General features: G+C 70.6%; 27 protein-coding genes. 10 read left to right on the top strand and 17 right to left on the bottom strand.

What is annotated here, in order from left to right; translation table 11 throughout:
- Positions 1 to 19: 19 nt before the first annotated feature.
- Positions 20 to 328: a hypothetical protein gene (locus EXE44_RS09785; RefSeq protein WP_137716990.1), complete on the bottom strand. Its 309-nt coding sequence runs from the start codon at positions 326 to 328 to the stop codon at positions 20 to 22.
- A 132-nt stretch (positions 329 to 460) separates the two neighbouring features.
- Here EXE44_RS09785 and EXE44_RS09790 point away from each other — a divergent pair, with 132 nt between their 5' ends.
- Positions 461 to 1,222 (top strand): creatininase family protein, encoded by a 762-nt coding sequence (locus EXE44_RS09790; RefSeq protein WP_137716991.1) that lies wholly within the window; start codon positions 461 to 463, stop codon positions 1,220 to 1,222.
- A 10-nt stretch (positions 1,223 to 1,232) separates the two neighbouring features.
- Here EXE44_RS09790 and EXE44_RS09795 read toward each other — a convergent pair whose 3' ends face one another.
- From EXE44_RS09795 to EXE44_RS09805, 3 genes are all read right to left on the bottom strand, one after another.
- Complete coding sequence (locus EXE44_RS09795; RefSeq protein WP_137716992.1) at positions 1,233 to 1,631, bottom strand: DUF5790 family protein; 399 nt, start codon at positions 1,629 to 1,631, stop codon at positions 1,233 to 1,235.
- A gap of 127 nt (positions 1,632 to 1,758) precedes the next feature.
- The gene (locus EXE44_RS09800; RefSeq protein ID WP_137716993.1) at positions 1,759 to 1,974 is read right to left on the bottom strand and encodes a hypothetical protein; all 216 of its coding nucleotides are present in this window, start codon (positions 1,972 to 1,974) and stop codon (positions 1,759 to 1,761) included.
- A gap of 79 nt (positions 1,975 to 2,053) precedes the next feature.
- On the bottom strand, positions 2,054 to 2,854 hold the full coding sequence (locus tag EXE44_RS09805; protein ID WP_137716994.1) for an aldo/keto reductase: 801 nt from the start codon (positions 2,852 to 2,854) through the stop codon (positions 2,054 to 2,056).
- Between the two features lie 140 nt (positions 2,855 to 2,994).
- Between EXE44_RS09805 and EXE44_RS09810 the strand changes: the two genes are divergently transcribed.
- Positions 2,995 to 4,671, top strand: a complete 1,677-nt coding sequence (locus EXE44_RS09810; RefSeq protein ID WP_137716995.1) for a methyl-accepting chemotaxis protein — start codon at positions 2,995 to 2,997, stop codon at positions 4,669 to 4,671.
- Between the two features lies 1 nt (position 4,672).
- Positions 4,673 to 5,437 (top strand): bacteriorhodopsin, encoded by a 765-nt coding sequence (locus EXE44_RS09815; protein ID WP_137716996.1) that lies wholly within the window; start codon positions 4,673 to 4,675, stop codon positions 5,435 to 5,437.
- A gap of 58 nt (positions 5,438 to 5,495) precedes the next feature.
- Here the strand turns inward: EXE44_RS09815 and EXE44_RS09820 are convergent, their stop codons facing one another.
- Together EXE44_RS09820 and EXE44_RS20745 are read right to left on the bottom strand one after the other, a co-directional pair.
- Entirely contained in the window at positions 5,496 to 6,554 is a 1,059-nt protein-coding gene (locus tag EXE44_RS09820) for an Lrp/AsnC family transcriptional regulator (protein WP_137716997.1), read from the bottom strand.
- Between the two features lie 108 nt (positions 6,555 to 6,662).
- Complete coding sequence (locus tag EXE44_RS20745) at positions 6,663 to 6,821, bottom strand: hypothetical protein (RefSeq protein ID WP_173229154.1); 159 nt, start codon at positions 6,819 to 6,821, stop codon at positions 6,663 to 6,665.
- Positions 6,822 to 7,144: 323 nt separating this feature from the next.
- On the opposite strand from EXE44_RS20745, the gene EXE44_RS09825 reads away from it, so the two are divergent.
- Together EXE44_RS09825 and EXE44_RS20750 are read left to right on the top strand one after the other, a co-directional pair.
- Positions 7,145 to 8,242 (top strand): anthranilate phosphoribosyltransferase, encoded by a 1,098-nt coding sequence (locus EXE44_RS09825; protein WP_137716998.1) that lies wholly within the window; start codon positions 7,145 to 7,147, stop codon positions 8,240 to 8,242.
- Positions 8,243 to 8,487: 245 nt separating this feature from the next.
- Positions 8,488 to 8,637, top strand: coding sequence for a hypothetical protein (locus EXE44_RS20750; RefSeq protein WP_167551883.1), 150 nt, complete (start codon positions 8,488 to 8,490; stop codon positions 8,635 to 8,637).
- Between the two features lie 76 nt (positions 8,638 to 8,713).
- Here the strand turns inward: EXE44_RS20750 and EXE44_RS09830 are convergent, their stop codons facing one another.
- From EXE44_RS09830 to EXE44_RS09840, 3 genes are all read right to left on the bottom strand, one after another.
- Positions 8,714 to 9,547: an NAD+ synthase gene (locus EXE44_RS09830; RefSeq protein WP_137716999.1), complete on the bottom strand. Its 834-nt coding sequence runs from the start codon at positions 9,545 to 9,547 to the stop codon at positions 8,714 to 8,716.
- Positions 9,548 to 9,674: 127 nt separating this feature from the next.
- Positions 9,675 to 10,307, bottom strand: a complete 633-nt coding sequence (locus tag EXE44_RS09835; RefSeq protein ID WP_137717000.1) for an NUDIX hydrolase — start codon at positions 10,305 to 10,307, stop codon at positions 9,675 to 9,677.
- A complete protein-coding gene (locus EXE44_RS09840) occupies positions 10,304 to 10,687 on the bottom strand; it encodes a hypothetical protein (RefSeq protein WP_053770159.1) in 384 nt (127 codons plus the stop codon). Before EXE44_RS09840 ends, EXE44_RS09835 begins: the two co-directional genes overlap by 4 nt.
- A 130-nt stretch (positions 10,688 to 10,817) precedes the next feature.
- On the opposite strand from EXE44_RS09840, the gene EXE44_RS09845 reads away from it, so the two are divergent.
- The 4 genes from EXE44_RS09845 (at position 10,818) to EXE44_RS09860 (ending at position 14,440) form a co-directional block, all read left to right on the top strand.
- Positions 10,818 to 11,774 (top strand): DUF5787 family protein, encoded by a 957-nt coding sequence (locus tag EXE44_RS09845; protein WP_137717001.1) that lies wholly within the window; start codon positions 10,818 to 10,820, stop codon positions 11,772 to 11,774.
- A gap of 34 nt (positions 11,775 to 11,808) precedes the next feature.
- Positions 11,809 to 12,216, top strand: coding sequence for a cyclic nucleotide-binding/CBS domain-containing protein (locus EXE44_RS09850; RefSeq protein WP_121563486.1), 408 nt, complete (start codon positions 11,809 to 11,811; stop codon positions 12,214 to 12,216).
- A 121-nt stretch (positions 12,217 to 12,337) separates the two neighbouring features.
- Positions 12,338 to 13,702: an LLM class flavin-dependent oxidoreductase gene (locus EXE44_RS09855; RefSeq protein ID WP_137717002.1), complete on the top strand. Its 1,365-nt coding sequence runs from the start codon at positions 12,338 to 12,340 to the stop codon at positions 13,700 to 13,702.
- A 363-nt stretch (positions 13,703 to 14,065) separates the two neighbouring features.
- Positions 14,066 to 14,440, top strand: coding sequence for a tautomerase family protein (locus EXE44_RS09860; RefSeq protein ID WP_121600374.1), 375 nt, complete (start codon positions 14,066 to 14,068; stop codon positions 14,438 to 14,440).
- A 39-nt stretch (positions 14,441 to 14,479) separates the two neighbouring features.
- On the opposite strand, the gene EXE44_RS09865 is transcribed toward EXE44_RS09860, so the two are convergent.
- Positions 14,480 to 14,953, bottom strand: coding sequence for a deoxyuridine 5'-triphosphate nucleotidohydrolase (locus EXE44_RS09865; protein ID WP_121600375.1), 474 nt, complete (start codon positions 14,951 to 14,953; stop codon positions 14,480 to 14,482).
- Positions 14,954 to 15,229: 276 nt separating this feature from the next.
- Between EXE44_RS09865 and EXE44_RS09870 the strand changes: the two genes are divergently transcribed.
- Positions 15,230 to 17,215 (top strand): aconitate hydratase, encoded by a 1,986-nt coding sequence (locus EXE44_RS09870; protein WP_121563482.1) that lies wholly within the window; start codon positions 15,230 to 15,232, stop codon positions 17,213 to 17,215.
- Between the two features lie 223 nt (positions 17,216 to 17,438).
- Here EXE44_RS09870 and EXE44_RS09875 read toward each other — a convergent pair whose 3' ends face one another.
- From EXE44_RS09875 to rpoB, 7 genes are all read right to left on the bottom strand, one after another.
- Positions 17,439 to 18,092, bottom strand: a complete 654-nt coding sequence (locus tag EXE44_RS09875; protein ID WP_053770165.1) for a 30S ribosomal protein S7 — start codon at positions 18,090 to 18,092, stop codon at positions 17,439 to 17,441.
- Positions 18,089 to 18,517 carry a 30S ribosomal protein S12 gene (locus EXE44_RS09880; protein ID WP_006111505.1) on the bottom strand — a complete coding sequence of 143 codons (429 nt, stop codon included), beginning with the start codon at positions 18,515 to 18,517 and terminating at the stop codon, positions 18,089 to 18,091. Before EXE44_RS09880 ends, EXE44_RS09875 begins: the two co-directional genes overlap by 4 nt.
- 201 nt (positions 18,518 to 18,718) lie before the next feature.
- Positions 18,719 to 19,525, bottom strand: a complete 807-nt coding sequence (locus tag EXE44_RS09885) for a twin-arginine translocation signal domain-containing protein (protein ID WP_137717003.1) — start codon at positions 19,523 to 19,525, stop codon at positions 18,719 to 18,721.
- Between the two features lie 44 nt (positions 19,526 to 19,569).
- On the bottom strand, positions 19,570 to 19,989 hold the full coding sequence (locus EXE44_RS09890; RefSeq protein ID WP_137717004.1) for a NusA-like transcription termination signal-binding factor: 420 nt from the start codon (positions 19,987 to 19,989) through the stop codon (positions 19,570 to 19,572).
- A complete protein-coding gene (gene rpoA2 / locus EXE44_RS09895) occupies positions 19,989 to 21,203 on the bottom strand; it encodes a DNA-directed RNA polymerase subunit A'' (protein WP_121600378.1) in 1,215 nt (404 codons plus the stop codon). The genes EXE44_RS09890 and rpoA2 overlap by 1 nt, the downstream gene beginning before the upstream one ends.
- Complete coding sequence (locus tag EXE44_RS09900) at positions 21,196 to 24,129, bottom strand: DNA-directed RNA polymerase subunit A' (RefSeq protein ID WP_199241197.1); 2,934 nt, start codon at positions 24,127 to 24,129, stop codon at positions 21,196 to 21,198. Before EXE44_RS09900 ends, rpoA2 begins: the two co-directional genes overlap by 8 nt.
- Entirely contained in the window at positions 24,130 to 25,959 is a 1,830-nt protein-coding gene (gene rpoB, locus EXE44_RS09905; RefSeq protein WP_137717005.1) for a DNA-directed RNA polymerase subunit B, read from the bottom strand.
- Position 25,960: the final 1 nt, after the last annotated feature.

Raw genomic sequence — 25,960 nt, forward strand, 5'->3', positions numbered from 1 at the left:
CCGTCGGACCGGTCGACCGTCACCGCGGGAGCCGAGTCCACTCGTCCGCGGGCGCCGGGGAGTCGTCGGCGTACCCGAGCGCGTCGAGGACCGCCTCGCGGACCTCCGCGGGGTCGCGGAACTGCGTCTCCTCGCGGCCTTCGAGCAGGCTGTCGAGCCGCTCCGTCGTCGTCCCCGCTTCCAGCGTCGCGGCGCCGTACTGCTCTATCAGCTCCGCCGCCGTCACCGGGTAGCGGTGCTCGCGGAGCGCCCGCTTCAGCGGGCCGAACGTCACGGCGGGGGCCGGCTCGTGCGCCTCCGAGTCGTGGTCCGCGTTGTCACTGCTCATGCGGTCCGGATCCACAGGGAGGGGCATAATACCTCGGGAGCGCCCGCGTCCCTGGTCTCGCCGCGAGCGCCCGTCGGACGCGGCGTCGGCGGTGACCGCCGCCTATACCACGCCGCGCGCCGAGGTGCGGGTATGCGCCTCAGCGAGGTCACGTGGACCGACGTCCGCGACGCCGACGTCGACGTCGCGTTCCTCCCGGTCGGCAGCACGGAACAGCACGGGCCGCACGCCCCGCTCGGTACCGACGCCCTGAACGCCGTCGCGGTCGCCGAGGCGGGCGCCGACGCCTACGAGCGGCCGGGGTCGGACGAAGCCGCCGACGCGGAGCGCGGGGAGGTCGCGGTCGCGCCGCCGGTCCCGGTCGGCGTCGCCGAGGAGCACCGCGCGTTCGACGGGACGATGTGGGTCTCCCCGGAGACGTTCCGGGCGTACGTCCGCGAGTCCGCCGAGTCGCTGGTCTCGCACGGGGTCGACCGCGTCGTGTTCGTCAACGGCCACGGGGGGAACGTCGAGGCGCTCGCGGAGGTCGCCAGGCGGTTCTCGCGCGACGACGCCCACGCGGGGTACGGCGTCGCGTTCACCTGGTTCGAGGCGGTCGGCGACCACGCGAGCGACATGGGTCACGCCGGGCCGCTGGAGACGGCGCTGCTGCGCGCGACGAACCCGGACCTGGTCCGGGAGGAGCGCGTCGACGAGGCGGGCGCGGGCGCCGCCGACCGGTGGGGCGAGTGGGTCGCCGGGGTGAACCTCGCGCACGACTCCGACGAGTTCACCGACAACGGCGTCGTCGGCGACCCGCGGGCGGGCGACGCCGAGCGGGGGCGAGAACTGCTCGACCGCGCGAGCGCGTCGCTCGCCGAGCTGGCGGCGGCGGTGGTCGAGCGAGAGACCTGAGGAAGAAGGGTTACTCCTCGTCGGCCGCGTCCTGGAGCGCGCCGCGGATCGCGGGGACGGTGCCGGTGAGGGAGGCCACCTCGTCGGCCGCGCTCTCGATGTCGCCGACGAGCGACTCCAGCTCCTCTATCTCCGCCTTCAGGTCGTCGGCGTCCTCGAAGGCGTCGGCGCGCTCGCCGAGGACGTACGCCTTCTTCGCCGAGCGCACGCTGTCGACCGCGTCGCCGGCGTCGAGCGCGGACTTCAGCCCGTTGAGCGCGCCGAGGACGTTGTCCGCGTCCGTCTCCCACACCGCGTCCGCGTCGGGGAGCTGGTCGCGCGCCGCCGCGAGGTGCTCTTCGACCTCCGCGCGGGTCTCCTCGGCCGCCTCGCCGAACAGGTCGTCGTCGTCGAACGTGGACTGAGCCATGTCCGGACCGTCGTGCCCGCACCTTTTAAAAACGCGCCCGAAAGCGGAAGTGAAACCGCCGGGGAGGACGGATCCGACGGCGGATCGGGGGGATCTGGCGTTCAGTTTCGGTCCGGCGGCGGACGGCTCAGAGCCGGACGAGCAGCTCCGCCGCGATCAGCGTCAGCAGGAGACCGAGGAGGCCCGCGAGGGCGACGAGCGTCCGGAGCCGGTCCGACACCGCCGCCGCGTCGGGCGTGGCGGCGAGGAGGGCCGGGCGGTCGCGGGAACCGGACTCGCCGTCCGCGTCGCGGTCGACCTCCGGGGCGGGACCGCGGTCGGACCGTTGGCTCGACTCCGGCACGGGAGACCGATCGACCGGCAAGACCGTTAAACCGACTATGAGGGGACAATAGCGGTATTGAGCGCTCCGGAGCGCGGGGTCAGTTCCAGGGGGCCTCCTCGAAGTCGACGACCCGCTCGCCGCGGTCGAGCCCGTCGATCCGGGCGATCTGGTCGTCGGTCAGGTCGATCTCGCGGGCGGCCCAGTTCTCCTCGACGTGACCGTGGTCGGCCGCCTTCGGGATCGGCGCGACGCGCTCCTTGGAGAGCAGCCACGCGAGGCTCACCTGCGCGGGGGTCGCGTCGTGGGCCGCGGCGACCTCGCGGAGGGCGTCGACGTCGGCGACGCGGTTGCGCGCGATCGGCGAGTAGGCGACGAGCCAGTGGCCGTCGTCGACCGCGTACTCGCGGAGGCGCTCCTGTTGGAGGAGGGGGTGACACTCAACCTGATGGGCGAACACGTCGTGGTCGAGGCGGTCGATCGCCTCGTCCAGCTGGTCCGGCTCGAAGTTCGAGAGCCCGATCCGGTCGATCACGCCGTCGTCGACGAGGTCGTCGAGCGCGGGCAGCGTCTCCGCGGGGTCGTAGCTGTTGATCGGCCAGTGGACGTACAGCAGGTCGATCGAGTCGACGCCGAGCCGGTCCCGGCTGGCGCGGGCGGTCTCGACGGCGTCGTCGTACGAGAGGTTGTCCGTCGAGAGCTTCGTCGCGACGAACAGGTCGTCGCGGTCGACGCCGCTCCGGTCGATCCCGTCGCCGACCGAGGCCTCGTTGTCGTACCCCTGCGCGGTGTCGACGTGGCGGTAGCCGGTCTCGACCGCGTGCGCGACCCCGGCCGCGCACTCCTCGCCGTCTTCCAGCTTGTACGTCCCGTATCCGAGCCTGTCGAAGGCGGTCGTCATGTCCCACCGTGCGGGCGGCGGCGGCCTCAACGTACCGGTCGAAGCCCCGCGACCGCCGGGCGCCGCGCCGAGAGTGATTATCATGGTTAATATACGGAGGAGGGATATTATCACGGGGGGATCCCTGCGGTCGAGTACACATGCAAGCAGGATCGGCCCCGGGCGTCCGATCGAGCTACGGCGCGAAGCTCGCTCTGTCGCTGATCGGGGTCATGGGGGTCTCAGTCTCATACGGAGTTATCGTCTATCTTCGCGCCGACGCGGCCGGTGCCGCGGGCGAAACGGTGCGGTCCGGGCTCGTCGGGATGACGCTGTTGACGGTGATCGGGCTCGCGCTCATCGGCGTCACGATCGGATCGAACACGGTCATCTCCCTGCGACAGCTCACGGCCAAGGCCGAGCGGATGGCCGAGGGCGACCTCGGCGTGCGGCTCGACACGGGCCGGACCGACGAGATCGGGCGGCTGTTCGGCGCGTTCGACGAGATGCGCGGCTCGCTGCGCTCGGAGATCGCCGACGCCGAGTCGGCCCGCGAGGAGGCGGAGCGCGCCCGGCGGGAGGCCGACGCGCGCGCCGAGACGGTCGAGGAGAAGGCGACCGAGTACGAGACCGCGATGCGCGCGCTCGCCGACGGCGACCTGACGCGACGGGTCGACCCGGAGAGCGACAACGAGGCGATGGCGCGCGTCGGCGCCGCGTTCAACGAGATGGCCGACGAGCTGGAGGGGACGGTCGCGTCCGTCGCGACGGTCGCCGAGGACACCGCCGACGTGGCCGGGACCGTCGACGACCGCACGGACGACCTCCGGGCGACGACGGGAACGGTGAGCGAGGCGGTCTCGGAGATCGCCGAGGGGGCCCGCACGCAGCGCGACGACCTCCAGGCGGCGACCGACGAGGCGGAGAACCTCGCGTCGTCCGCCGAGGAGGTCGCCTCCACCGTCACCGACGTCGCGGAGACCGCGGAGCACGCGGCCGAGGTCGGCGAGGAGGGCCGCGAGGCCGCAGAGGAGGCGCTCGCGGAGATGGACGCGGTCGAGGAGACCACCGCGGAGACCACCGCGGAGGTCGAGGCGCTCGCGGCGGAGGTCGAGGAGATCGGCGAGGTGGTCGACACCATCTCGGAGATCGCGGAGCAGACGAACCTGCTCGCTCTGAACGCCTCCATCGAGGCGGCCCGCTCCGGCGCAGAGGGCGCCGGCTTCGCGGTCGTCGCGGAGGAGGTGAAGTCGCTGGCCGAGGAGACGCAGGCGTCGGCCAGCGAGATCGAGGCCCGGATCCACGCCGTCCAGGAGCGCGCGGAGACGGGCGCCGACGCGATGGCGCGCACCGAACAGCGGATCTCCGCCGGCGTCGACACGGTCGAGACGTCGATCGACGCCCTAGAGCGCCTCGCGGAGGCTTCGGAGCGCACCGACGCCAGCATGACCGAGATCACCCGCGCCACCGAGACGCAGGCGGACTCGGTCGACGCGGTCGTCGGCCACGTCGAGGACGTCTCCGCGATCAGCGCGCAGACGGCCAGCGCGGCCGGCGACGTGACCGGCGCGGTCGACGAACAGGAGCGGACCCTCGGGGCGGTCGAGACCGCGGCCGGGTCGCTCTCCGACCGCGCGCTCGCGCTGCGCGACGCGGTCGGCGACTTCGAGTTCGCGACCGACGAGGGCCTCGACGGCCCGGGCCGCGCGACGGGGCGCGGCGCGGCGCCCGACGCCACCGCGGTCTCCGACGGGGGGACCGCGGGCGGCGCCGGGACCGAGTTCGAGTTCTCCCGCGACGACGGCGACGACGCGGTCGCCGGGGAGGAGGTGAACTGAGATGCTCGTCGACACCGCCGTCTGGGCGTGGATCGGCGCCCTCGCGATGGGCGCCGGGACGGTCCCCCCGCTGTGGGCGTGGTACTCGCGGTCGTCGGCGACGGGCGAGTCGCACGCCGTCTACTACGGCACCCTCGCCGGCGTCACCGGCGTCGCGGCGCTCGCGTACCTCGCGATGGCGCTCGGCGTGGGGACGCTGTCGACGGCCGTCGGCGAACTGGAGGTCGTCCGGTACGTCGACTGGCTCGTGACGACGCCGCTCATCCTGCTGTACCTCGGGCTGCTCGCCCGGCCGTCGCGGCGCGTGCTCGCCGGACTGATCGGGGTCGACGTGGTCGTCATCGCCGGCGGCATCACCGCCGCCGCCACCGGTGGGACGGTCTCGTGGGTCGCCTTCGGCGTCGCCGGGGCGGCGTACCTCGCGCTCGTCTACGGGCTCCTCGTCTCGCTCCCGCGGTCGGCCTCGGCGGCGGGCGACCGGGTCCGCGCCGTCTTCGGCACGCTCCGGAACATCACGGTGGTGCTGTGGACGCTGTACCCGGTCGTGTGGCTGCTCGCGCCGACCGGGTTCGGCCTGCTGACGCCCGCGACGGAGATGCTCGTGTTCGTCTACCTCGACATCGTCTCGAAGGTGGGCTTCGTCGTCGTCGCGGTCGCGGGCGCCGACGCGCTCGACCGCCTCGGCGCCGACCGCGGCGTCGCCGTCGGCGACAGCGTCGGGGGCAACGCCGCCGGCGAGCGGACGACCGCCCTCGGCGACGACTGAGCCGCGGTCCGGTCCGGCTCGCGTCGCCCGTCCGGTCCCTCCCGCTTCCTGCGGCCGGTCAGTCCCCGTCCGCGACCAGGTCCTCGTAGCGCGCGCCGGTCTGTTTCAGCGTCTCGGTGGAGTAGAGCCGCTCGTGGGCGAACGGGAGGTGGTCGGCCGCCAGCTCGTCGATCTTCGCGTCGACCGCCTCGGCCTCGCGGCCGTGGATCATGGTGAACATGTTGTACGGCCAGTCCTGGTCGGGGCGGCGCGGCCGGTGGTAACAGAGGGTGACGTACGGGAGGCTCCCGACCGCCTCGCCGCGCTCGTCGAGCTCGTCGTCGGGCACGTCCCAGACAACCATGCAGTTGTTCGTGAACCCGGTGACGACGTGGTTGACGATACAGCCGACGCGCTTGATACAGCCGTCCGCCAGCAGGCGCTCGACCGCGGCGAGCACGTCGTCGACCGGGGCGCCGATCTCCGCCGCCACGTCCGCGTAGGGAGTCGCGGACAGCGGGAAGCCGTCCTGGATCGCCAAGAGGAGGTCGGCGTCGAGCGCGGAGAGGTCGCCGCGCGCGTCCTCGGAGATGCGGGTGGCGGACACGTCGGTCTCGTCGAGGGACTCCCGCGCGAACCGGTCGGCGTTGACGACGGGGAACTCCAGGTCGATGTAGTAGTCCGTGAGCATCGGCAGGGCGAGGACCTCGCAGCCGGTTCGCTCCTCGATCTCTCCGAGGATCTCGTCCCGTCGCTCGCGGGAGCCCGCGGTGACGACGAACCACTGGTTCCACTCGTGGTCGCGGCGGTAGTTGTGGTTCACCTGCCGGTAGCCGTTGATGACCTCGGCGACCTCGTCGAAGCGGTCCTCGGGGGCGCGCACCGCCGCCAGCGTCGAGGAACCGATCACGGGCGGGTTGAGCACCGCGCCGAACCGGCGGAACACGCCGCGCTCGTGGAGGTCGCGGACGCGGCGGAGGATCTCGTCGGCGTCGACATCGGCGCCCGTCTCGGCCGCTATCTCGTCGGCGACCCGCTCGAACGGGCGCTCCTCGACGGGGAAGCCGCTCTGGTACTCGTCGATGAGGGCCGCGTCGACGGCGTCGACGTCGGCCCGCCAGTCGGCGTCCAGACTCATTACCTCGGGTAGGGGCCGGGCGTACCTACGGGTTTCGGAGGGCGTCGAGCGTCAGCGGGAGCGCGTCGAGCGTCAGCGGGACGGGTGTCGAATGCGGACGAGCGCGCGTCAGTCGTCGGCGTGGGCCTCGCCGGGCGTCGGCGCGAACGCCCGGGCGCTCTCCTCCAACTGCGCCGTCGAGCAGCCGCCGACGGTCGCGGCCTGTTCGAGCGTCAGCGTGCGGGACCGGTACAGCGTGAGCGCGGTGGCGACGGATTTGGACGTCATCGGGTACAACCACCCAGTAGATGGACGAACATATAACTCTGACGCCGTTTTGGCCCTGATACAGAATTAGAAAAGCACAGAATAACCGAAGTGTATGAAATATACTAGTATAAGCGGACGTTCATGCGGTTATTGTTTGCGAACTAGTACCACGATTCCGGAGAGAGCGACCCGGTCGTCCGGCCCTGGCGCTCGCGCGCGGTGTGAGGCGGACCGGCGCGCGTCGCCTCGGCAGCCGCCCCGGGGGCCGGTCCCCGCCCGAGCGTTCCCGACGCGCGGGAGTCGAACGGGGGACTTTTCGTCCGAGAACCCGAACGGCGCGTATGGCTCAGGCGACTCAGGAGTTCGGCGACTGGCCCCTCAAGCGGCTGATGACCGAGGTCTGCGGCTCCGGTCACAAGTCGGCCGACGACCTGACGCGCGCGCAGGCGACCGAGGCGTTCGAGCGCATCCTCGCGGACGAGCCGGACCCGACGACGCTCGGGGCGTTCTGGCTCGCGAACCGCTGGAAGCGGAACACGCCCGAGGAGCTCGGGGCGTACGTCGACGTGATGTGCGACCGCGTCGAGTACGCCGAGCCCGACGCCGACCCCGTCGACTGCGGCGCCAACTACGACGGGAAGGGCCGGACCGCAATCTTAGGCGTCGCCGCGGGCGCCGTCGCGGCCGCCGCGGGCACCCCGGTCGTCGTCCACTCCGGCGACCGCGTCCCGACCCAGAAGCAGGACGCGTACAAGCACGTCTTAGACGAGCTTGGCGTCCACACCGAGCTGACGCCGTCGGACTCCGCCGACATGGTCGACGAGACCGGCTTCGGCTTCTACTACCAGCCCGCGTTCAACCCCGCCATCGACGACCTGTTCGAGCGGCGCGACATGATGGGCGTCCGCACGTTCGTCAACACCGTCGAGACGCTGGCGAACCCCGCCGGCGCCTCCGTCCACCTCGGCTCCTTCTACCACCTCGCGTTCGCGAAGAAGGTGGTCGACACGTTCGTGGAGAGCGAGTTCCACGATCTCGACCGCGTCCTGATGTTCCAAGGCATGGAGGGGTACGACGACGTGCGCCCCGGCTACACGAAGGTCGCCGAGTGGGACGCCGCGGGCGACGACGGCGACGAGGCCGGCAGCGAGGGCGCCTCCTTCGACGACTTCGAGATCGAGACCGCGGAGTACGGGATGGACCTCGAGGAGGACGATCTCGCGGTCGACGACGTGGCCGCCGACTCGGCGGCGATCACCGAGGAGGTGCTGGCCGGCGAGCGCGACGGCGCCTTCGCGGACGCGGTCGCGGTCAACGCCGCGCTCCGGATCTACGCCGGCGGCGACGCCGACTCCATCGAGGACGGCCTCGACGCCGCCCGCGAGGTCATCGACGACGGGAGCGCCCACGACGTGCTCGACGCCCTGCGCGAGTTCTGACCGCCGGACCCCTCGGCGGCGCGTCGCGCGGAGCGATCGAGGATCGCTGGGGAGGGCGGCGGCGTGACGGAACCGCGTCGCCGTCGCGCCCGCGAATCCCCGTCTCTCGGCTCGTTTTTTCGCCCGTGTTCCGGCTTCGGTCCCCGAATTTGGGCCTGATTTGGAACGGAGTTTGAAAAGCGCTCTTGAGGTCGGGGCACCAAGTGAACGTGTACCGAAGATGACCCACGATACCATTCACCGCCATGCCGACCTGTGAACACTGCGAGGCGCACGTCTCCGAGCGGTTCGTCCAGGTGTTCGGGGACGACCGGAGGCGGGTACACGCGTGCCCGAACTGCTCGGCGAACGCCGGGATCGCCGAGGTGGCGAAGGAACGGGCGCAGAACGCCTGACCCCCGCTGACCGCTCCGGCTCGCCGTCCCGATCGTCTCTCCCGACCCCGACGGCCCGCCGCCGCTCCGACCCCTCCTACCGCTCCGGCGCCGGCGGCATCGCCCGCTTGTGGGCACTGCGCTCGTGGAGGTCGACCACGCGGTCGACGGCCGCCTCGGGCACGTCGAGTTCGCGGACCGTCGCCGCCCGCGAGAGCCCGCCGTCGACGTGGACCGCGAGGATCGCGTCGACGGTGTCGTAGTCGAGGCCCATCTCCTCGGCGTCGGTCTGCCCCTCCCACATCCCGGCTGTCGGCTCCTGCATCACCAGTTCGCGGGGGACCCCGACGTGCGCGGCCAGCTGGCGCACCTGCTGTTTGTAGAGGTTGCCGATGGGGTTACAGTCGACCGCTTGGTCGCCGTACTTCGTGTAGTAGCCGGTCATCGCCTCCGCGCGGTTCCCGGTCCCGAGGACGACGCGGTCCTCGGCGTTGGCGACGAAGTAGTTCACCACGGCGCGGGTGCGGACGTAGACGTTGCCCGCGGCGGTGCGGTCGTCTGCCGCGTCGGGGACGGCGTCGAAGACGGCCTCCGCGATGGGCTGGATCTCGACCACGTCGTACTCGATGCCGAGGTCCGCGGCGACGCGCTCGGCGTCGCTCATCACGTCCGGGTCGTTGACCGCCGAGGGCATCGTGAGCCCGTGGAGGCCCTCCTCGCCGAGCGCCTCGACCGCGAGGTACGCGGTGAGCGTCGAGTCGATGCCGCCCGAGAGGCCGAGGACCGCGCCCGTCGCGCCCGCGTCGTCGACCACGTCGCGGATGAACGAGACGATCCGCTCGCGGGTCGCCTCCAGCTCCGCGTCCGAGAGGCGGAGGTCGAGCGGGGGGTCGTCCGACAGCAACACCGACTGCTCCGAGGTCTGGCTCATGACAGAGGACAGGGACTGAGACGACTAATACCTCTCCGTCGGCGCCGGGAACTGGACGCGCGTCGGGTTCTGCGTCGGTTCGCGGCGACGGTCGGGCACCGACGGGTCGCGGTCCGGCGGCGGGCGCCTACAGCAGCCCCTCGCGCTCGGCGAGCAGGAGCCCCTCCAGCGTCGCGTCGTTCGTCGGCGGGTCCCGCGCGGTCGCCAGCGCCTCCTCGACCGGGACCGACCGCGGGGAGAGGAACTCGTTGCTGTCGTGGTCGACGTCGACCGGCTCCAGCCCCTCGGCGAACACGTAGCCGCGCCGGTGGCGCAGCACGCCCGTCGAACACCACACCTCCTGGAGCAGCGAGGTCGACGACGGCGCGAAGCCGGTCTCCTCGGCGAGCTCCCGCGCGCCGGCCTCGGTGTACGACTCGCCGGCCTCGACGACCCCCGCCGGAAGCTCCAGTTGCGTGTTCCGCACGGTGGGGCGGTACTGCTCGACGAACAGCACGCGGTCGTCGGCGACGGCGACGATGACGGTCGCGGGCGACAGCTCCGCCCAGTAGTACTTTTTCTCCGTCCCGTCGGGCTGCTCGACGCGGTCGTAGCCGCCAACGAACCACCCCTCGTCGTACTCGACCGCGACCTCCTTGACGGGCCACTCCGGCTCGCCCGGCAGCGAGTGGCTGCGGCCGTCGGAGAACGCGGGGAGGTCGCGGAGGTCGGCCGCAGGCGCGTCGGGGGCGGCGCCCGCGTCGTCGCGGCCGTCCGTCACGGGCGGACCACCTCCGCGTGGTACACCTCGCCGTCGCGGCGCACCCGCACGCCGCCCTCCGTCGCGGCGCCGGGCACCTGTTGGGTGAGCGCGTCCACCTCGTCGAACGGCGTGTGCGTGAACCACTCCTTCACGCCGTACGGGCCGGTCTGGTAGCCCTTCGACCGACCGTCGTCGCTCTCTATCGCGCCGATCAGGTACGGGTACCGGCGGTCGGAGACGTTGTTCACGTCGGCCGCGGTGCCGTTGGTCTCGATCGGTTCGACCGTGAGGTAGTAGGGGTCGCCGCTGCCGAGGTAGCTGGGGAGCGCGCCGAGCGCGAGCAGCGCGACGACGACCAGCGCGATGGCGACGACGACGTTCCGGGTGACCCGGCGCATGGTCGGGGTAGGTGCCCGCGGGGAATACCGGTTTCGACCGGCGGCGGGGGCGTGGGGAGGGGGCGAGCGGAACCGGAGCCACGGACGCGGTCGCCGACGCGCTTTAGCCCGCCGCGCCCCTTCTTCTCCCATGGAGTACCGGTTCGAGCTGGCGCTGTGCGCCGCGCTCGAATCCCCCGACCGGGTCGTCGCCCGCCAGCTCGGCGCGGGCGTCGAGACGCCCGGGACGCGCATCGTCGACGTCTGCCTGCTGTCGCCGGGGCCCGGCTTCGACGACCGGGCCGCGATCAGCGCCGAGCGGATCCCCGATCCCGCCGTCGAGGCCGCCGTCGGGCCGGGCGAGGCCGTGCCCGTCGCCGACGCGTTCGATCTCCCGCCGGACCGGGCCGCGGCCGTCGTCGACCGGGCCGTCGAGGTCGGCTACCTCGAACGCGAGCGGCGGAACGGGCGGGACGCCGTGCGCGCGACGGCGCGCTACCCGGACGACTGGGTCGGCGGCCTCGTCGCCGTCGAGAACAAGCCCGACCTCGGCACGCCGGGCGACCTGGAGGCGCAGCTGCGCTACGACGCCGCGCTCGGCCTGTTCGACGAGGTCGTGCTCGCGACCGCCTCCTACGTCACCCGCGCGCACCTCAACCGGATCCCGGAGGCGGTCGGCGTCTGGCGGTTCGACCCGGAGACGGGCGAGCGCGAGGTGGTCCGCGAGCCGACGCCGCTCGACCCGGACGCCCCCGGTGTCGAGATCCGCGCCGAGCGCCCCTCTCGAACGGACGTGTCCCTGGTCGGCCCCGAGGCGAAGGCGCGCAAGCGGCGTCGGATCGCCGAGCGCGCGTACGGGAAGGGGTGGCGCCCGGAGCCGCCGGCGTGCGCGCACGGCGAGGCGACCGCCGACGGCCGGCCCCGCTGCGCGCACTTCGACCGCGTGGTCGACCCCGGCCGCGAGTGCGGGAGCGGGTGTCCCGCCTTCGAGCCGGCCGACCCGCCCGAGGCGGACCGCGACCGCCTCCGGGACGAGCGGACGGCGTGGGTCGCGGAGCCCGAGGGCGCCGGGCCGCGACGGCAGTCCGGGCTCTCACGGTATCTGTGAGAACGCTTATACGGCGAGGGCGGGTGTTTCGGGTATGGACGAGATCGAAGACGTGTTCGTCGCGCGACTGATGTCGACGGACCTCCACACGGTGACGCCGGACACGCTGGTCGAGGACGCGGCCGCCGTGCTGCTCGACAACGACATCAGCTCAGTGCTGGTCGTCGACGACGACGGGGGGCTCGTCGGAATCCTGACCTCCACGGACTTCGTCGACATCGTCGCGAAGAGCCAGCCGAAGGCAGAGACGACCGTCGAGCGGTACATGACGCGCGATCCGATCACGGCGGGCGCGCAGGACGACGTGGCGGCCGTCGCCGCGACGATGCTCGAACACGGGTTCCACCACGTCCCGGTCGTCGACGGGGACACGCCCATCGGCATCATCACCACCTCCGACTTCGCCGCGTACGTCTCCTCGCCGGAGTCCGTCTCGGCGTAACGCGCCCGCGCCCCGCGGCGGCCTCGGCCGCGGTCGCCGGAGCCCCCGGAGTCCGTCCGCGACCGCGACAAGTCCCGCCACTTCCTGTGCCCGTATTACCCCGGAGCGCGTACCGAGAGGCGTGTCCGATCACCTACACCTCAACCTCTTCACCATGGCCTCGGTCGAGCACGTCTCGCCCGGGTCGTGGCGGTATCCCGGCGACCGGTCGGCGGACTACGCCGACCGCGAGTACTGGACCGAGGTCGCGCGCACCGCCGAGCGCGGCGGGTTCGACGCGGTGTTCTTCGCGGACGTGCGCGGCATCTACGACGTGTACGGCGACGACCGCGAGACCGCCGTCGAGAAGGCCGTCCAGACGCCCGCAAACGACCCGCAGCTCGTCGTCCCCGCGATGGCAGAGGTCACGGACGACCTCGGCTTCGCGGTGACGCGCTCGACGACGTACACCCACCCGTACCAGCTCGCGCGGGAGTTCTCGACGCTCGACCACCTCACCGACGGCCGGGTCGCGATCAACGTGGTCACCTCCTACCTGGAGTCGGCCGCCGAGAACCTCGGGCTCGACGAGCGGATGGACAAGGAGACGCGCTACGACCGCGCCGACGAGTTCCTCGACGTCTGCTACAAGCTCTGGGAGGACTCCTGGGAGGACGACGCCGTCGAGGTCGACCGCGAGGCGGGCCGGTACACCGACCCGGAGAAGGTCCACGCGGTCGACCACGAGGGCGACCACTTCTCGGTGCCGGGCCCGCACGGCTGCGAGCCGTCGCCCCAGCGCACCCCGGTCGTCTACCAGGCCGGCTCCTCCGACTACGGCCGGTCGTTCGCCGCGCGCAACGCCGAGGCCGTCTTCGCCAGCCAGCCGACGGAGGAGGGCGTCGTCGAGTACATGGAGGACGTGAAGTCGCGCGCGGCCGACGCCGGCCGCGACCCCGAGAGCCTCCGCTTCTTCATCGGCGTGGTGCCAGTCGTCGGCGAGACGCAGGCGCTCGCGGAGGCGAAGTACGAGGAGTACAAGCGGCACGTCGACGTCGAGGCGACGCTCGCGCTGCTCTCGGGCTTCCTCGACATGGACCTCTCCGAGCTCGACCCCGACCAGAAGGTCGAACACATCGAGACGGACGCGATCCAGGGGACGATGAACGCCTTCACGAAGGCCCAGCCGGACCGCGAGTGGACGGTGCGCGAGGTCGCTGAGTTCTGCGGGCTCGGCACCACCTCGCCGAAGATCGTCGGGACCCCCGAGCGCGTCGCCGACGAGCTCCAGCGCTGGCACGAGGAGGTCGGCGTCCACGGGTTCAACGTCAAGGAGGTCGTCCGCCCCGATTCGCTCGTCGACTTCGTCGACCTCGTCGTCCCGGAGCTGCGCGAGCGCGGCCTCGTCCCCCCGGCCGACGCCGAGCCCCCGGGAGAGACGCTCCGCGAGCGGCTCCTCGGCGAGGGGCAGACGCGGCTCCGCGCTGACCACCCCGCTCGGCAGTAGTCGGATCGGATCGACAGACAGATCGGCGGTCGTCCGGTCGCAGTCGGGCGGATTCCCGGTTCCTGTTGACTGCGTGTTGTGAACGCGTTGCCGGTAACTAATACGACAACGCTGCCGGCCCCGGCACGCTTAAGTGTCTACCACCGCTTGTTTCAGGTGACGCTTCGCTTGGAGGGCCGAAGCGTCAGCGGGGACCTACAGAACGACACGCTCGTGCCATCTTTTCCCGGCACGGGCGTGCCGTTCGTTCCTTTACCTACCGAGCGACTCGCTCGCGCAGCCGCCGCGCGCGCCGAGGCGTCCGCACGCGAACTCGCGCCCCAGAGCCGATAGCGCGAAGTCCCGCCCGGCCGAAGCGCGGGTATGCCCCTGTTACAGTTCTCGACCACGCTGTCGCTGTCGCCCGCGGAGCGGGAGTCGTTCGTCGCGTTCGTCACCGACCGGTACACCGAGGAGATGGAGACGACGGCCGGGCACGTCGCCGTGACGATCGCCGAGCGCGAGCCGTCGGCGATGGCGATCGGGCGGGGAGTCGACGGACCGCTCCTCTTCTTAGACGCCGAAATTCGCGAGGGCCGCCCGTTCGAGTACAAGCGCGCGTTCGCGCTGGCGGTGATGGAGCGGGCGGTCGAGGCGTTCGGCGTGCCCGAGCCGAACTGCAAGGTCGTGTTCACCGAACACGCGGGCGAGGACATGATGGGCATCGACCGCGTCGGCGGGGACTGGGACGGGGCGTAGTCGGCCTCGGGGGTTCCCGGGCCGCCCCATACCGCCGGCTCAGAGGTTCTCCTCCTGGTAGGCGCCCTCGTACGTCCCGTCGTGGTCGGCCTCGGCGAGGACGAGCTGCGCGATCCGCGCGCCCGGCTCGATCTCGACGGGGTGGCCCACGTCGAGCCGGCCCTCGCCGACGCCCTCGTAGCCCGCGTCCCACACCGCGGTGTCGAGGGTACAGGCGTTCCGCAGCAGCGTCGAGCGCGGGAGGACGAAGCCGATCCGGCCCTCCGGGATCCGCACCGGCTCGCCGTAGCGAACGACGTAGCTCCCGCGCTCCAGCCGGTAGCAGTCGCCCCGGGGCTCCAGCTCCCGCCGCTCGCCCACGCGCTTCCCGTCGCGTCCGAGGCGGCCCGGTTCGGTCTGTGCGAACACCGCGTCGACGGTGAGGTCGACGCCGTTCGGCTGTCGCTGCGCGTCGTCGAGGTCGGCGCCGGCCGCCTCCAGCGCCGCCGCGACCGCGGCTCCCGAGTCGAACATGCGCGTCCGGAACCGCGGGCGAGTCAAAACGGTGTCGCCCGCGAGTCGCGGCGCCGACGGGGGGAACCGGCCGGAATCACCGGGACCGTCGAGTCGCCCGATTTCGGCCGTTTCAGGCGTTTAATGTCCTAAAACACTCGGGACGGCTACGTATTTCACGGTGCGTGGTACCACGCGAGGATTAGGGCGAAGGTTGCCGTATCGCGGGATCTAACACGGTCGATCTTCTGGAAACTCGCGGGTTTTATATCCACGGGAGAGCCATCATCGCGTACTATGGGACAAACGATTACCGAGAAGATCCTCGATGACCACCTCGTCGAGGGCGAGCTGACGCCCGGCGAGGAGATCGGCATCGAGATCGACCAGGTGCTGACGCAGGACACGACGGGGACGATGGTGTGGCTCCAGTTCGAGGCCCTCGAGATGGACGAGGTCCAGACGGAGCTCGCCGCGCAGTACTGCGACCACCAGACGTACCAGTTCGACTTCAAGAACACCGACGACCACCGCTTCCTCCGCTCCGCGGCGGGCACGTACGGTGCCTACTTCTCCCGGCCCGGCAACGGCATCTGCCACCAGGTCCACAAGGAGAACTTCGCGGCGCCCGGCAAGACGCTGCTCGGCTCCGACTCGCACACGCCGACCCCCGGCGGGCTCGGCCAGCTCGCGATCGGCGCGGGCGGGCTCGACATCGCCGTCGCCATGGGCGGCGGCCCCTACTACGTCGAGATGCCCGAGGTCGTCAACGTCCACCTCGAGGGCGAGCTGCCCGAGTGGGCGACGGCCAAGGACATCGCGCTCCACCTGCTCGGCGAGCTCACCGTCAAGGGCGGCGTCGGCAAGATCTTCGAGTACACCGGCCCCGGCGCCGAGAAGCTCACGATCCCCGAGCGCACCACGATCACGAACCTCGGCACCGAGCTCGGCGCCACCTCCTCGATCTTCGCGACCGACGAGAAGACGAAGGACTGGCTCGCGCGCCAGGACCGCGAGGACGAGTACGTCGACCTCCAGCCCGACGACGACGCGGAGTACGCGGAGACGATCGAGGTCGACTTAAACGAGCTCGAGCCGCTCGTGGCCGCGCCCTCGATGCCCGACAACGTCGCCCCCGTCAGCGAGTACGAGGGCACCGACGTCGAGCAGGTCATCGTCGGCTCCTGTACCAACGGCGCCTACGAGGACATCCTCCCCAGCGCGAAGATGCTGGAGGGCCGCGAGGTCGCGAAGCAGACCGAGATGATCGTCGCGCCCGGCTCGAAGCAGGCCTCCGAGATGCTGGCCCGCGAGGGCTGGACCGCGGAGATGATGGCGGCCGGCGTCAACTTCTCCGAGGCGACCTGCGGCGCGTGTATCGGCATCGGCCACGTGCCCGCCTCCGACTCCGTCTCGCTGCGCACCTTCAACCGCAACTTCGAGGGGCGCTCCGGCATCGAGGACGACTCCGTCTTCCTCTGCTCGCCCGAGGTCGCCACCGCGGCGGCCATCACCGGCGAGATCGTCGACCCGCGTGACCTCGCGGACGAGCTCGGCGACCTCGAGGCGCCCGGCCTGGAGATGGGGACGAAGTACGGCCCCGGCATGGGGAAGGACGACTCGGACATCATCTCGCCCGACGAGGCGATCGACGACGGGCTCGTCAAGGGCCCGAACATCGGCGACGTGCCGCTGAAAGACGGGATCGACGTGGACGGCGGCGAGGCCCTCCTCAAGATGGAGGACAACATCACCACCGACCACATCATCCCGGCGACGGCGGACATCCTGAAGTTCCGCTCGAACATCGAGAAGCTCTCCGAGTTCACGCTCTCGCGCGTCGACGACACGTTCGCCGAGCGCGCGCTCAACGCCGACGGCGGCGTCCTCGTGGCCGGCGAGAACTACGGCCAGGGCTCCTCGCGCGAACACGCCGCGCTCTGTCCGATGTACCTCGGCATCGAGGCCGTCTTCGCGCAGAGCTTCGCCCGCATCCACAAGGCGAACCTCTTCAACTTCGGGATCGTCCCGCTGGCGATCGACGAGGAGACGTACGAGAAGATCGACCAGGGCGACGACCTCGAAATCGTCGACGACGTGCCCGCGGGCGTCCGCTCCGGGCAGGAGGAGTTCACCGTGAGCGTCAACGGCGAGTGGGAGTTCACCGCCGACCTCGACGCCTCCGAGCGCGAGCGCGACATCCTCGCGGCCGGCGGCAAGCTCTCGTGGGTCAAACAGCAGCACGCCGACGGCGGCTCCGGCGCGGCGCCGGCCGACGACTGAGCCGACGGCCGACGCGGACCGCTCGACGCCGACGTTCTCGTTTTTTCACGCCCCGACAGCGACGGTGCGACGCCCGGCTACCCGACCGGTACGCGGCGACGAAGTCACTGACCGACGAGAAGTGGGGACGCGACGACGGAATCGACGACCGGCGACCCGATCGGGACGGACCCGCGGGTGGCCGACGGAAGAGAGACGAGAGAGAAAGCGCCGGCGGCCGAGTTCAGCGGGCCGCGGCGGCGACGCGCTCGCGCTCCTCCTTCTGCGAGATGGAGTAAGAGCCCTCGACGTCGTAGTCGGCGGCGGCGACGAGTTCGTTCGCGAGCGCCTCGGCGGCGGGCGTCGACGACTTGTACGTCGCGCTGGCGACGGCGTCGGAGATGAACAGCAGCGCCTGGTCGACGCGGCGCTGGGGCGCGACGTCGACGGCCTTCGGGACGGAGATGCCGCCGTACTTCAGGCGGACGGTCTCCTCGCGGGGCGCGGCGTTCTCGACGGCCGTCACGAGGATCTGGACCGGGTTCTCCTCGGTCCGCTCGTGGACGATGTCGAAGGCGTCGCGGACGATCCGCGTCGCCTGCTGCTTCTTGCCCGTGTTCTCCTCGGTCTGCATCAGGCGGTTGATCAGCCGCTCGACCAGCGAGATCTCGGACTTCTTGAACTGCTTGGACGCGTGGCGACCCATCGTGTGGGCGATGGGCGTCACCGTCATGTACCGCTTCGTCGAGGGGTCCTCGTAGGCGATCTCGGTGACGTCCCAGACGCCGAACAGCTGGGCGTTCTCGTTGGCCGCCTCGCTGGAGGCGGGCGCGTCCGGGTCCGGCTCGTCGGCGGCGACGTCCTCCTCGGACGGCGCCTCGGTCTCCTCGCCGCTCATCTGACCGGCTTCTCCGCGTTCCCGCGAACCAGTTCGATCATCGACACGCCGTTGACCTTCTCGACCTTGTAGTTGACGCCGGAGAGGTCGCCCATCGCGCGACCCTTCGCACCGCCGATCCCGGCGATGGTGACCTCGTCGTGCTCGTCGATGAAGGAGATCGCGCCGTCACCGGGACAGAACGCGGTGACCTGCTTCCCGTTCTTGATGAGCTGAACCCGAACGCACTTTCGGATCGCCGAGTTCGGCTGCTTTGCCTCGATGCCGACCTTTTCGAGGACGATGCCGCGCGCCTGCGGGGCACCCTCCAGCGGGTCGGACTTCGTCTTGAGCCCGCGCTCTCGCCGAGCGTACTCGGAGTCGGACCAGCGGCGCTTCTGCCGGTCCTTTTTGAGCTTACGGGCCGCGTACTTGCCGTTCGCCATCGTACGCCTACTTCCGAACGGAGCTACTTAAGCGTCGTCTTTCTCCGTCGCGAAACGGCCTCAGATCCTCCGAGCGGTACCTCTCGACGGATCTGAGGGTGTTTCACGGGGAGCCGGTTGTCGGAAACGACGGACGTTCGCTCCCGCTGAGCCGGTAAGCGGACGAGAGCGCCCGTCGTTTCGCCTGGAACGGGACGAGCGTCAGCCGCTCGTCTCGTCGCGCGCCGTGGCGACCCACGCCGGCTCCGACACCGTCGCGCCGAGGTCGCGGTAGTCGATGTCGACGTCGACCGTCGCGCCCTGCCCGTCGTGTTCGCCCGCCCACGACTGTTCGAGCCGCGGCACGACGCCGGACTCGTACACGTGGACCGTCGCCGACGCCGTCTCGACGGTCTCGGGGACGTTCCGGTCGCCGTCGAAGGAGTCGGACGCGAACCGCGCGGTCGGCTCGCCGCGCACCTCGCCCCCGCCGTCGCTCGTCGGGGCCCAGAGGTTCAGCCCCTCGTACGCCGTCTCGCCGCTCGCAGTCTCGCTCTCGACGCGGATCCCAGTCAGAACCTCCGCGCGCATCGCCGATTCGAGCTCGCTCGCCGAGCGGTCCGTCGACTGCCGACTGTACCGCGTCCCGTCGGCCGTCTCGCGACGGATCAGCGCCACCCCGTCGGCGACGTACAGCTCCGAGACGTCCGGCTCGTCGGTCTCGGTCACCGCCTGTCGCACGTACTGGCGACCGTTTTCGAGGTCGTAGGCGGCCTCGTACTCCTGTGACGGGAGCCACGGGGTCGGCTCCGCGTCGCCGTCGTGGCTCGTCGCCGCCGTCGAGAACAGCGTGGCGCCCCCGGCGTCGACGAGCGCCGCGGCGTGCCGCTCCGCGAGGGTCGCGACGTCGAGGCCGTCCTCGCTCCGCCAGTCGGCGTCGGGGAACGGCCGCTCCGCCGAGTCGCCGCCGAGACAGCCGGCGGCGCCGACCGCGGCGCCGACTCCGGCGAGGAAGCGTCTCCGGTCCATGCGACGAGGAACGGGCGCGTCGGCAAAAGGGCGTGGGTTCGCCGTCAGGTCAGCTGCACGTCGTCGACGTCGTAGTGCCGCTCCGCGAGCCGGCGGGCGGTCTCGATGTTTGCGCCGTCCGCGCCGATGGCGACGCCGCGGTCCGCCTCCGGGACCTCGACGTACGCCACGCGGTCGTTCTGCTCGGAGATGGTGACGGCGTTGACGGCCGCCGGCGCGAGCGTGCTGGCGACGAACGCCTCGGCGGTGTCCGCGTCCTCGACCAGTTCGATCGACTTGTCGAGCCGCCGTTCGGCCTCCGCGACGGTCTCGCCGCCCTGGCCGATCGCGGCCGCCATCTCGCCGGCCGGGACCACGAACACGAGCCGGTCGCCCTCCACGAGGCAGTCGGTCGGCGTGACGCCGGTCAGCTCGTCGAACCGACCGATGTACCGCCGCGCCTCGTCGGAGAGCTCGACGCGCATTAGTCGTCGCTCACGACGCGCGACCCCATCCGGAGGTCGACGTCGCCGGTCCCCATCGAGATGGGCTTGCCGGCGATGACGTTCTCGATGACGCCGTCGAGGTCGTCGTACTCGCCGTGGATCGCGGCGTCGAGCAGGTGGTTGACCGTCACCTCGAACGCCGCGCGCGCGAGCACCGAGTCCTTGTTGCCGGAGATGCCGTGCCGGCCGATCGACTCGATCTCGCCGTTGTTCGTCATGATGTCGGCGACGAGCATGAGGTGCCGGACGTTCACGTCGTCGAGCCCCTGCTCTTCGAGCGTGTTCTTCGTCTCGTCGATGATCGTCTCGCGGGCCGCCTCGACCCCGAGGTTCCGGTAGATCTCGTGGATGTTGTTACACGTCGTCCGCGAGGCGTCGACGCCCTCGATGTCGAGGGTGTCGCCGAACGCCGACCCCTCGGTGTAGAGGACGAACTCCTCGTCGCCGTCGATCTCCTCTTTGCGGATGACGACGCGCTCGATCTCCTCGATGCCCTTGAAGACGATCTCCCGGAGCCGCTCGACGAGCTGGAGCAGCTCGCGGTAGCTCGGCTCGTTGGGGCCGAACTCGATGACCGTGCCGGCCTGGCGAGTCTCGACGCCGAGCGAGTCCTCGATCGTCTCGGCGATGATCTCCGCGACCTCCGTCGCGTCGGAGTGCGTGGGCCACCGCTCTAAGAGCGTGTCGTCGTTCAGGTCGATGCGGACCAGCATGTCGGCGACGTTCGTCGACACGTCGCCGAGCGCGAGGATGCGCGTCGCCTCGATCGACCAGACGACCTCGTGGGCCTTCTCGCGGTCGGTCGCGTACTCGCCGTCGAGGTGGACCGTCATCATCGGCGTGTCCGGCGTCTTCCGGGCGTCCACCAGCTCGATGAGCCGGGGGAGCCCCTGCGTGACGTCGATCTCCGCGACGCCCGCGTAGTGAAACGTGTTCATCGTCATCTGCGTCCCGGGCTCGCCGATCGACTGCGCCGAGACCGTCCCGACGGGGTCGAGGGGGTCGACCCGCGTCTGCTCGTAGCGGTTCACGACGCCGTCGACGATGTCGGTCGCCTGCTCGATGGTGACCTCGCCGGCCTCCTCGGCCTTCCGGTCGATGGCCTCGTACACCTTCGTCTTGAGCCGACGGGGGAGCTCGGTCGCCTCCACGACCGCCTCCATGTCGTCGGTGACGTGGTCGTACTCAGTCATCGGACTCCACCCCCGGCCCGCCGGCCTTGTTCAGGCCCGGCCCGGCGTGCTCCGAGAGGTTCGTCGGCGGCTCGCGCTCGCCGAGGAACCGCTCCTTCTCCTCGTCGGAGGCGAACTCCGCGTCGACCACGCGGTCGACGATCCCCTCGACGTCGATGCCGTCCTCCTCGCCGGAGGAGACCTTCACCGGCGAGGTGCCGTCCTCGCCGAACTCGAACTGGACGATCCGGCCCGAGGTGTCCCGGACCGTGCCGTCGTACTGCGCCTCCAGTTCGGAGAGCGCGTTGATGAGCCGGCGCTGGAGGTACCCGGACTTGGAGGTCCGGACCGCCGTGTCGACGAGCCCCTCGCGGCCGCCCATCGCGTGGAAGAAGAACTCCTGGGGCGTGAGCCCGCCGCGGTAGGAGTTCTCCACGAAGCCGTGGGCCTCCGAGGAGAGGTCGTTCGGCCGGTAATGCGAGAGCGTCCGGTCCTCGTAGCCGCGGTTGATCCGCTCGCCGCGGACCGCCTGCTGGCCGACCGAGCCGGCCATCTGCGTCAGGTTCAGCATCGAACCGCGGGCGCCGGAGCGGGCCATCACGACCGCCGGGTTGTCGTCGCCGAAGTGCTGGTCGGCGATCTCGCCGGCCGAGTCGCGGGCCTTCCCGAGCGTCTGCATGATCTTCATCTCCAGGGTCTCGTCGACGCCGCGGCCCGGGAGCGACTCCAGCTCGCCGGCCTCGTACGTCTCGATGAGCTCCTGGACGCGGTCGTAGGCGCTCTCGATGGCGTCGTCGACCTGCTCTTCGGCCTCCGGCGGGATCGACTCGTCGTCGATCCCGATCGAGAACCCGAAGTTCATGATCGCGCGCATCGCCAGCGACGCGATCTCGTTGATGAACACGCGGGCGCGGGTCTCGCCGTACTCCTTCGTGAGCGTGTCGACGACCTCGCCGCCGAACGCGCCGACCGCGTCCTCGTCGATGGTGCCCTCGATCAGCTGGCCGCCCTCGATGACGACCTCGTCGCCGGCCGAGGAGGTAAAGGAGAGGTCCAAGTCGTCCGGGAGCAGCTCCGAGAACAGCGTGCGGCCGGTCCAGAACTCGCGGCCGTCGTCGTCGACGCCGTCGGCCTCGGGCAGCTCGTCCACGCGCGTGGCGCGCAGCAGGTCCAGCGCCTGCGTCTCCGTGAACTCGGGGTTCGAGTGGGTGAGCAGGTAGGTGCCGGAGATGTGGTCCTGGATGGCGCCGATGATGTTCCCGCCGAAGCGGGGCGAGAGGATCTGCTCTTGGACGCGCATGAGGACGCGGGCCTCGGCGCGGGCCTCCTCGTTTTGCAGCGCGTGCATGTTCATCTCGTCGCCGTCGAAGTCGGCGTTGTACGGCGGACAGACGACGGTGTTGAGCCGGAACGTCTTGTACGGCATCACCACGACCTCGTGGGCCATGATGGACATCCGGTGCAGCGAGGGCTGCCGGTTGAAGATCACGATGTCGCCGTCCACGAGGTGGCGGTTCACCTCCCAGTCGGCCTCGACCTTCTCGGCGAGCTCCTCGCAGTTCTTCTCGGTCACCTTCAGGCGGCGGCCGTCGGGGCGGCGCACGTAGTTCGCGCCGGGGTGGGCCTCGGGCCCGTTCCGGACGTACTGCCGCGCCTCCTCGACGTTGCGCTCGGTGACGTTGAGCGTCTGCGTCATCTCCTTGGCCACGCGGTCGGGCACGCCGACCTCGTTAAGCGAGAGCGTCGGGTCGGGCGAGATGACGGTCCGGGCGGAGAAGTTGACGCGCTTGCCGGACAGCGAGCCGCGGAAGCGGCCCTCCTTGCCCTTCAGCCGCTGGCTGAGGGTTTTCAGCGGGCGCCCGGAGCGGTGTCGCGCCGGCGGCGTCCCGCTGATCTCGTTGTCGACGAACGTCGTGACGTGGTACTGGAGGAGCTCCCAGAGGTCCTCGATGATCAGCTGCGGGGCGCCGGCCTCGCGGTTCTCCATGAACCGCTGGTTGATCCGGATGATGTCGACCAGCTTGTGGGTGAGGTCGTCCTCGGAGCGCTGGCCGTTGTCCAACGTGATCGAGGGACGGGTGGTCACCGGCGGCACCGGCAGCACCGTCAGGATCATCCACTCCGGCCGGGAGTGTTCGGCGTCGATGCCGAGCACTTCGAGGTCCTCGTCCGGGATGTCCTCGAACCAGTCGCGGATGTCCGAGGGCATCAGCTTGTTCATGTCCTCCTCGGTGAGGTCGACATCGAGCGCCTTCTCGATGGCGCGGCGGTCCTCCTTGCGCGGGCGGAACTCGCCGGCCATGATCTCGTTGATCCGGTCGAGGGCGATGTCGGTCGCGTCGGCGAGCTCCTGCGGCGAGGTGCCCGGGTCGTCCTCCTCCTCGTCGGGCTGCATCGCGGCCGCGATGCGCTCGGAGTAGTCGCCCGAGAGCACGTCCTGGACCTCGTAGTAGGTGGTCGGCTTCTCGTGTTTGATGTCCGCCTGCGGCTCGCCGCAGAACGGGCAGGTGGACGCCTTCCGGGCCTGCCGGACGGCGGCCTTCAGCACGTCGTGCTCGTCGTCGCCCAGTTCCTTCGCCCGCTCGTAGCGGTCGCGGAACTCGTCGCGCTGCGCGTCGTCTAAGGCGAGCCGCCCGCACTCGCGGCACGTCGAGCGGAGCAGCCGCCGGATGAGCTTCGTGAAGCCCACGTGGATGACGGGGGCGGCCAGCTCGATGTGGCCGAAGTGGCCGTTACAGGAGCCGGAGTGGGAACCGCAGGTGCGGCACTCTAAGCCGGGGTCGATGACGCCCAGTCGCGGGTCCATCAGCCCCATGTCGATCGGATAGCCGTCGTCGTCGTACGTGTCGGCCGTGATCACCTTCGTCGCGGACATGTCCCGGTACGTCTCCGGGTCCATGAGGCCGAAGTCGATCCCGCCGAGCACTTTCGGTGTTTGCGTTGACATCTAAATCGCGTCCTCCAGTTCGAGTTTCGGTCGGATGCCGAGGGCGATCATCTCGTCGAGCAGGAGCTTGAACGCGTAGCTGACCTCCAGCTCGTGGATGTCGTCCTCGTCGCCCGTGACCGGGTCGTACACGCGGCGCTGCTCTCGGTCCTCGACGGCGACGAGCCCGGTCTCCGCGGAGACGTGGACCGTCTCGGCGTCGGAAGACTCCAGCAGCCGCTCGTTGAGCACCATCGACGCGCCGTGGCCGATGATCGTGTCGCGCTCCATCTCCCCGACGCGCAGGCCGCCCTCGCGGGCGCGCCCCTCGGTCGGCTGGCGCGTGAGCACCTGGACCGGCCCGCGCGAGCGGGCGTGGAGCTTGTTCGACACCATGTGGTACAGCTTGTGGTAGAAGATCGTCCCGACGAAGATCTCGGCGTCGATCTTCTCGCCGGTGACGCCGGAGTACATGACCTCCTTGCCGGAGGACTTGAAGCCGTACTCCTCGAGCTGATCGCGGAGCTCCTCCTCGTCTTCGCCCTGGAACGGCGTGCCGTCGACCCGCGAGCCGCGGAGCGAGCCGACCTTGCCGCCGAGCATCTCCAGCACGTGGCCGACCGTCATCCGCGACGGCAGCGCGTGCGGGTTCATCACGAGGTCGGGGACGACCCCCTCCTCGGTGAACGGCATGTCCTCCTGAGGCGCGAGGTGGCCCACGACGCCCTTCTGTCCGTGTCGGGACGCGAACTTGTCCCCGAGCTCGGGGACGCGCTGGTCGCGCACCTTCACCTTCGAGAGCTTGGAGCCGTCCTCGCCCTCCATCAGCGTCACGGTGTCGACGACGCCCGACTCGCCCGAGCGCATCGTCACCGAGGTCTCGCGACGCTTCTGCGGGGAGAGCCCGCCCATGTCGTCGGGCTCCTCGAGGAAGCGCGGCGGGCTGGTCTTGCCGAGCAGGACGGAGGACTCGTCGACCTTCGTCTCCGGGTTGACGAGGCCGTCCTCGTCGAGGTGCGTGTAGGCGTCCTCGCCGCGGGCGCCGCGCACGTCCTGGTCCGGGATCTCGAAGCGGTCCTCCTGGCCGCCGGGGTAGCGGCGCTCCTCGCCCTCGTAGGTCCGGAAGAAGTGCGAGCGGGTGAGCGCGCGGTCGACGGAGCCCTGGTTCATCACCAGCGCGTCCTCGATGTTGAACCCCTCGTAGGACATCACGGCGACGACGAAGTTCTGCGCCGCCGGCCGCTCGTCGAAGCTGATCTGGTCGGAGGTCTGCGTCTTCACCATCGCCAGCTGCGGGTAGTGGAGGAGGTGCTGACGCGTGTCCGGCCGGATCCGGTAGTTCGCCGAGGGGAGCCCGAGCGACTGCTTCATCATCCCCGCGCCCATGGTAATCCGCGGGCTGGCGTTGTGTTCGGGGTACGGGATCATCCCCGCGCCGATACCGAAGACGAGCTGCGGGTCGATCTCGAGGTGCGTGTGGTCCTCGGTCACGTCCTCCTCGTCGACGGCGACGAGGATGTCCTCCTCCTCCTCGGCGTCGATGAACTCGACGTAGCCGCGCTCGACGAGGTCCTCGAACTCGACGTCGCCGCGTTCGAGGGCGTCGATCTCCTCGTCGCCGAGGAGGGGCTCGCCGTTCTCAACGACGATGAGCGGGCGCCGCGCCCGCCCCGCGTCGGCGTTGACGATGACCTCGCGGGTCCGGTCTTTGACCGAGACGTTCACCATCTCCGAGACGTCGCCCCGGCGGCGCGCCTCGCGGATCTGTTCCGCGAGCTCGTGGGGGTTCTCGTGGGTGCCCACGAGGCTCCCGTTGACGTACACCTTCGCTTCGCGTTCTGCTTGTGCCATG

It is taken from the genome of Halorubrum sp. SS7, assembly GCF_005435055.1.
Classification (GTDB): Archaea; Halobacteriota; Halobacteria; order Halobacteriales; family Haloferacaceae; genus Halorubrum; species Halorubrum salinarum.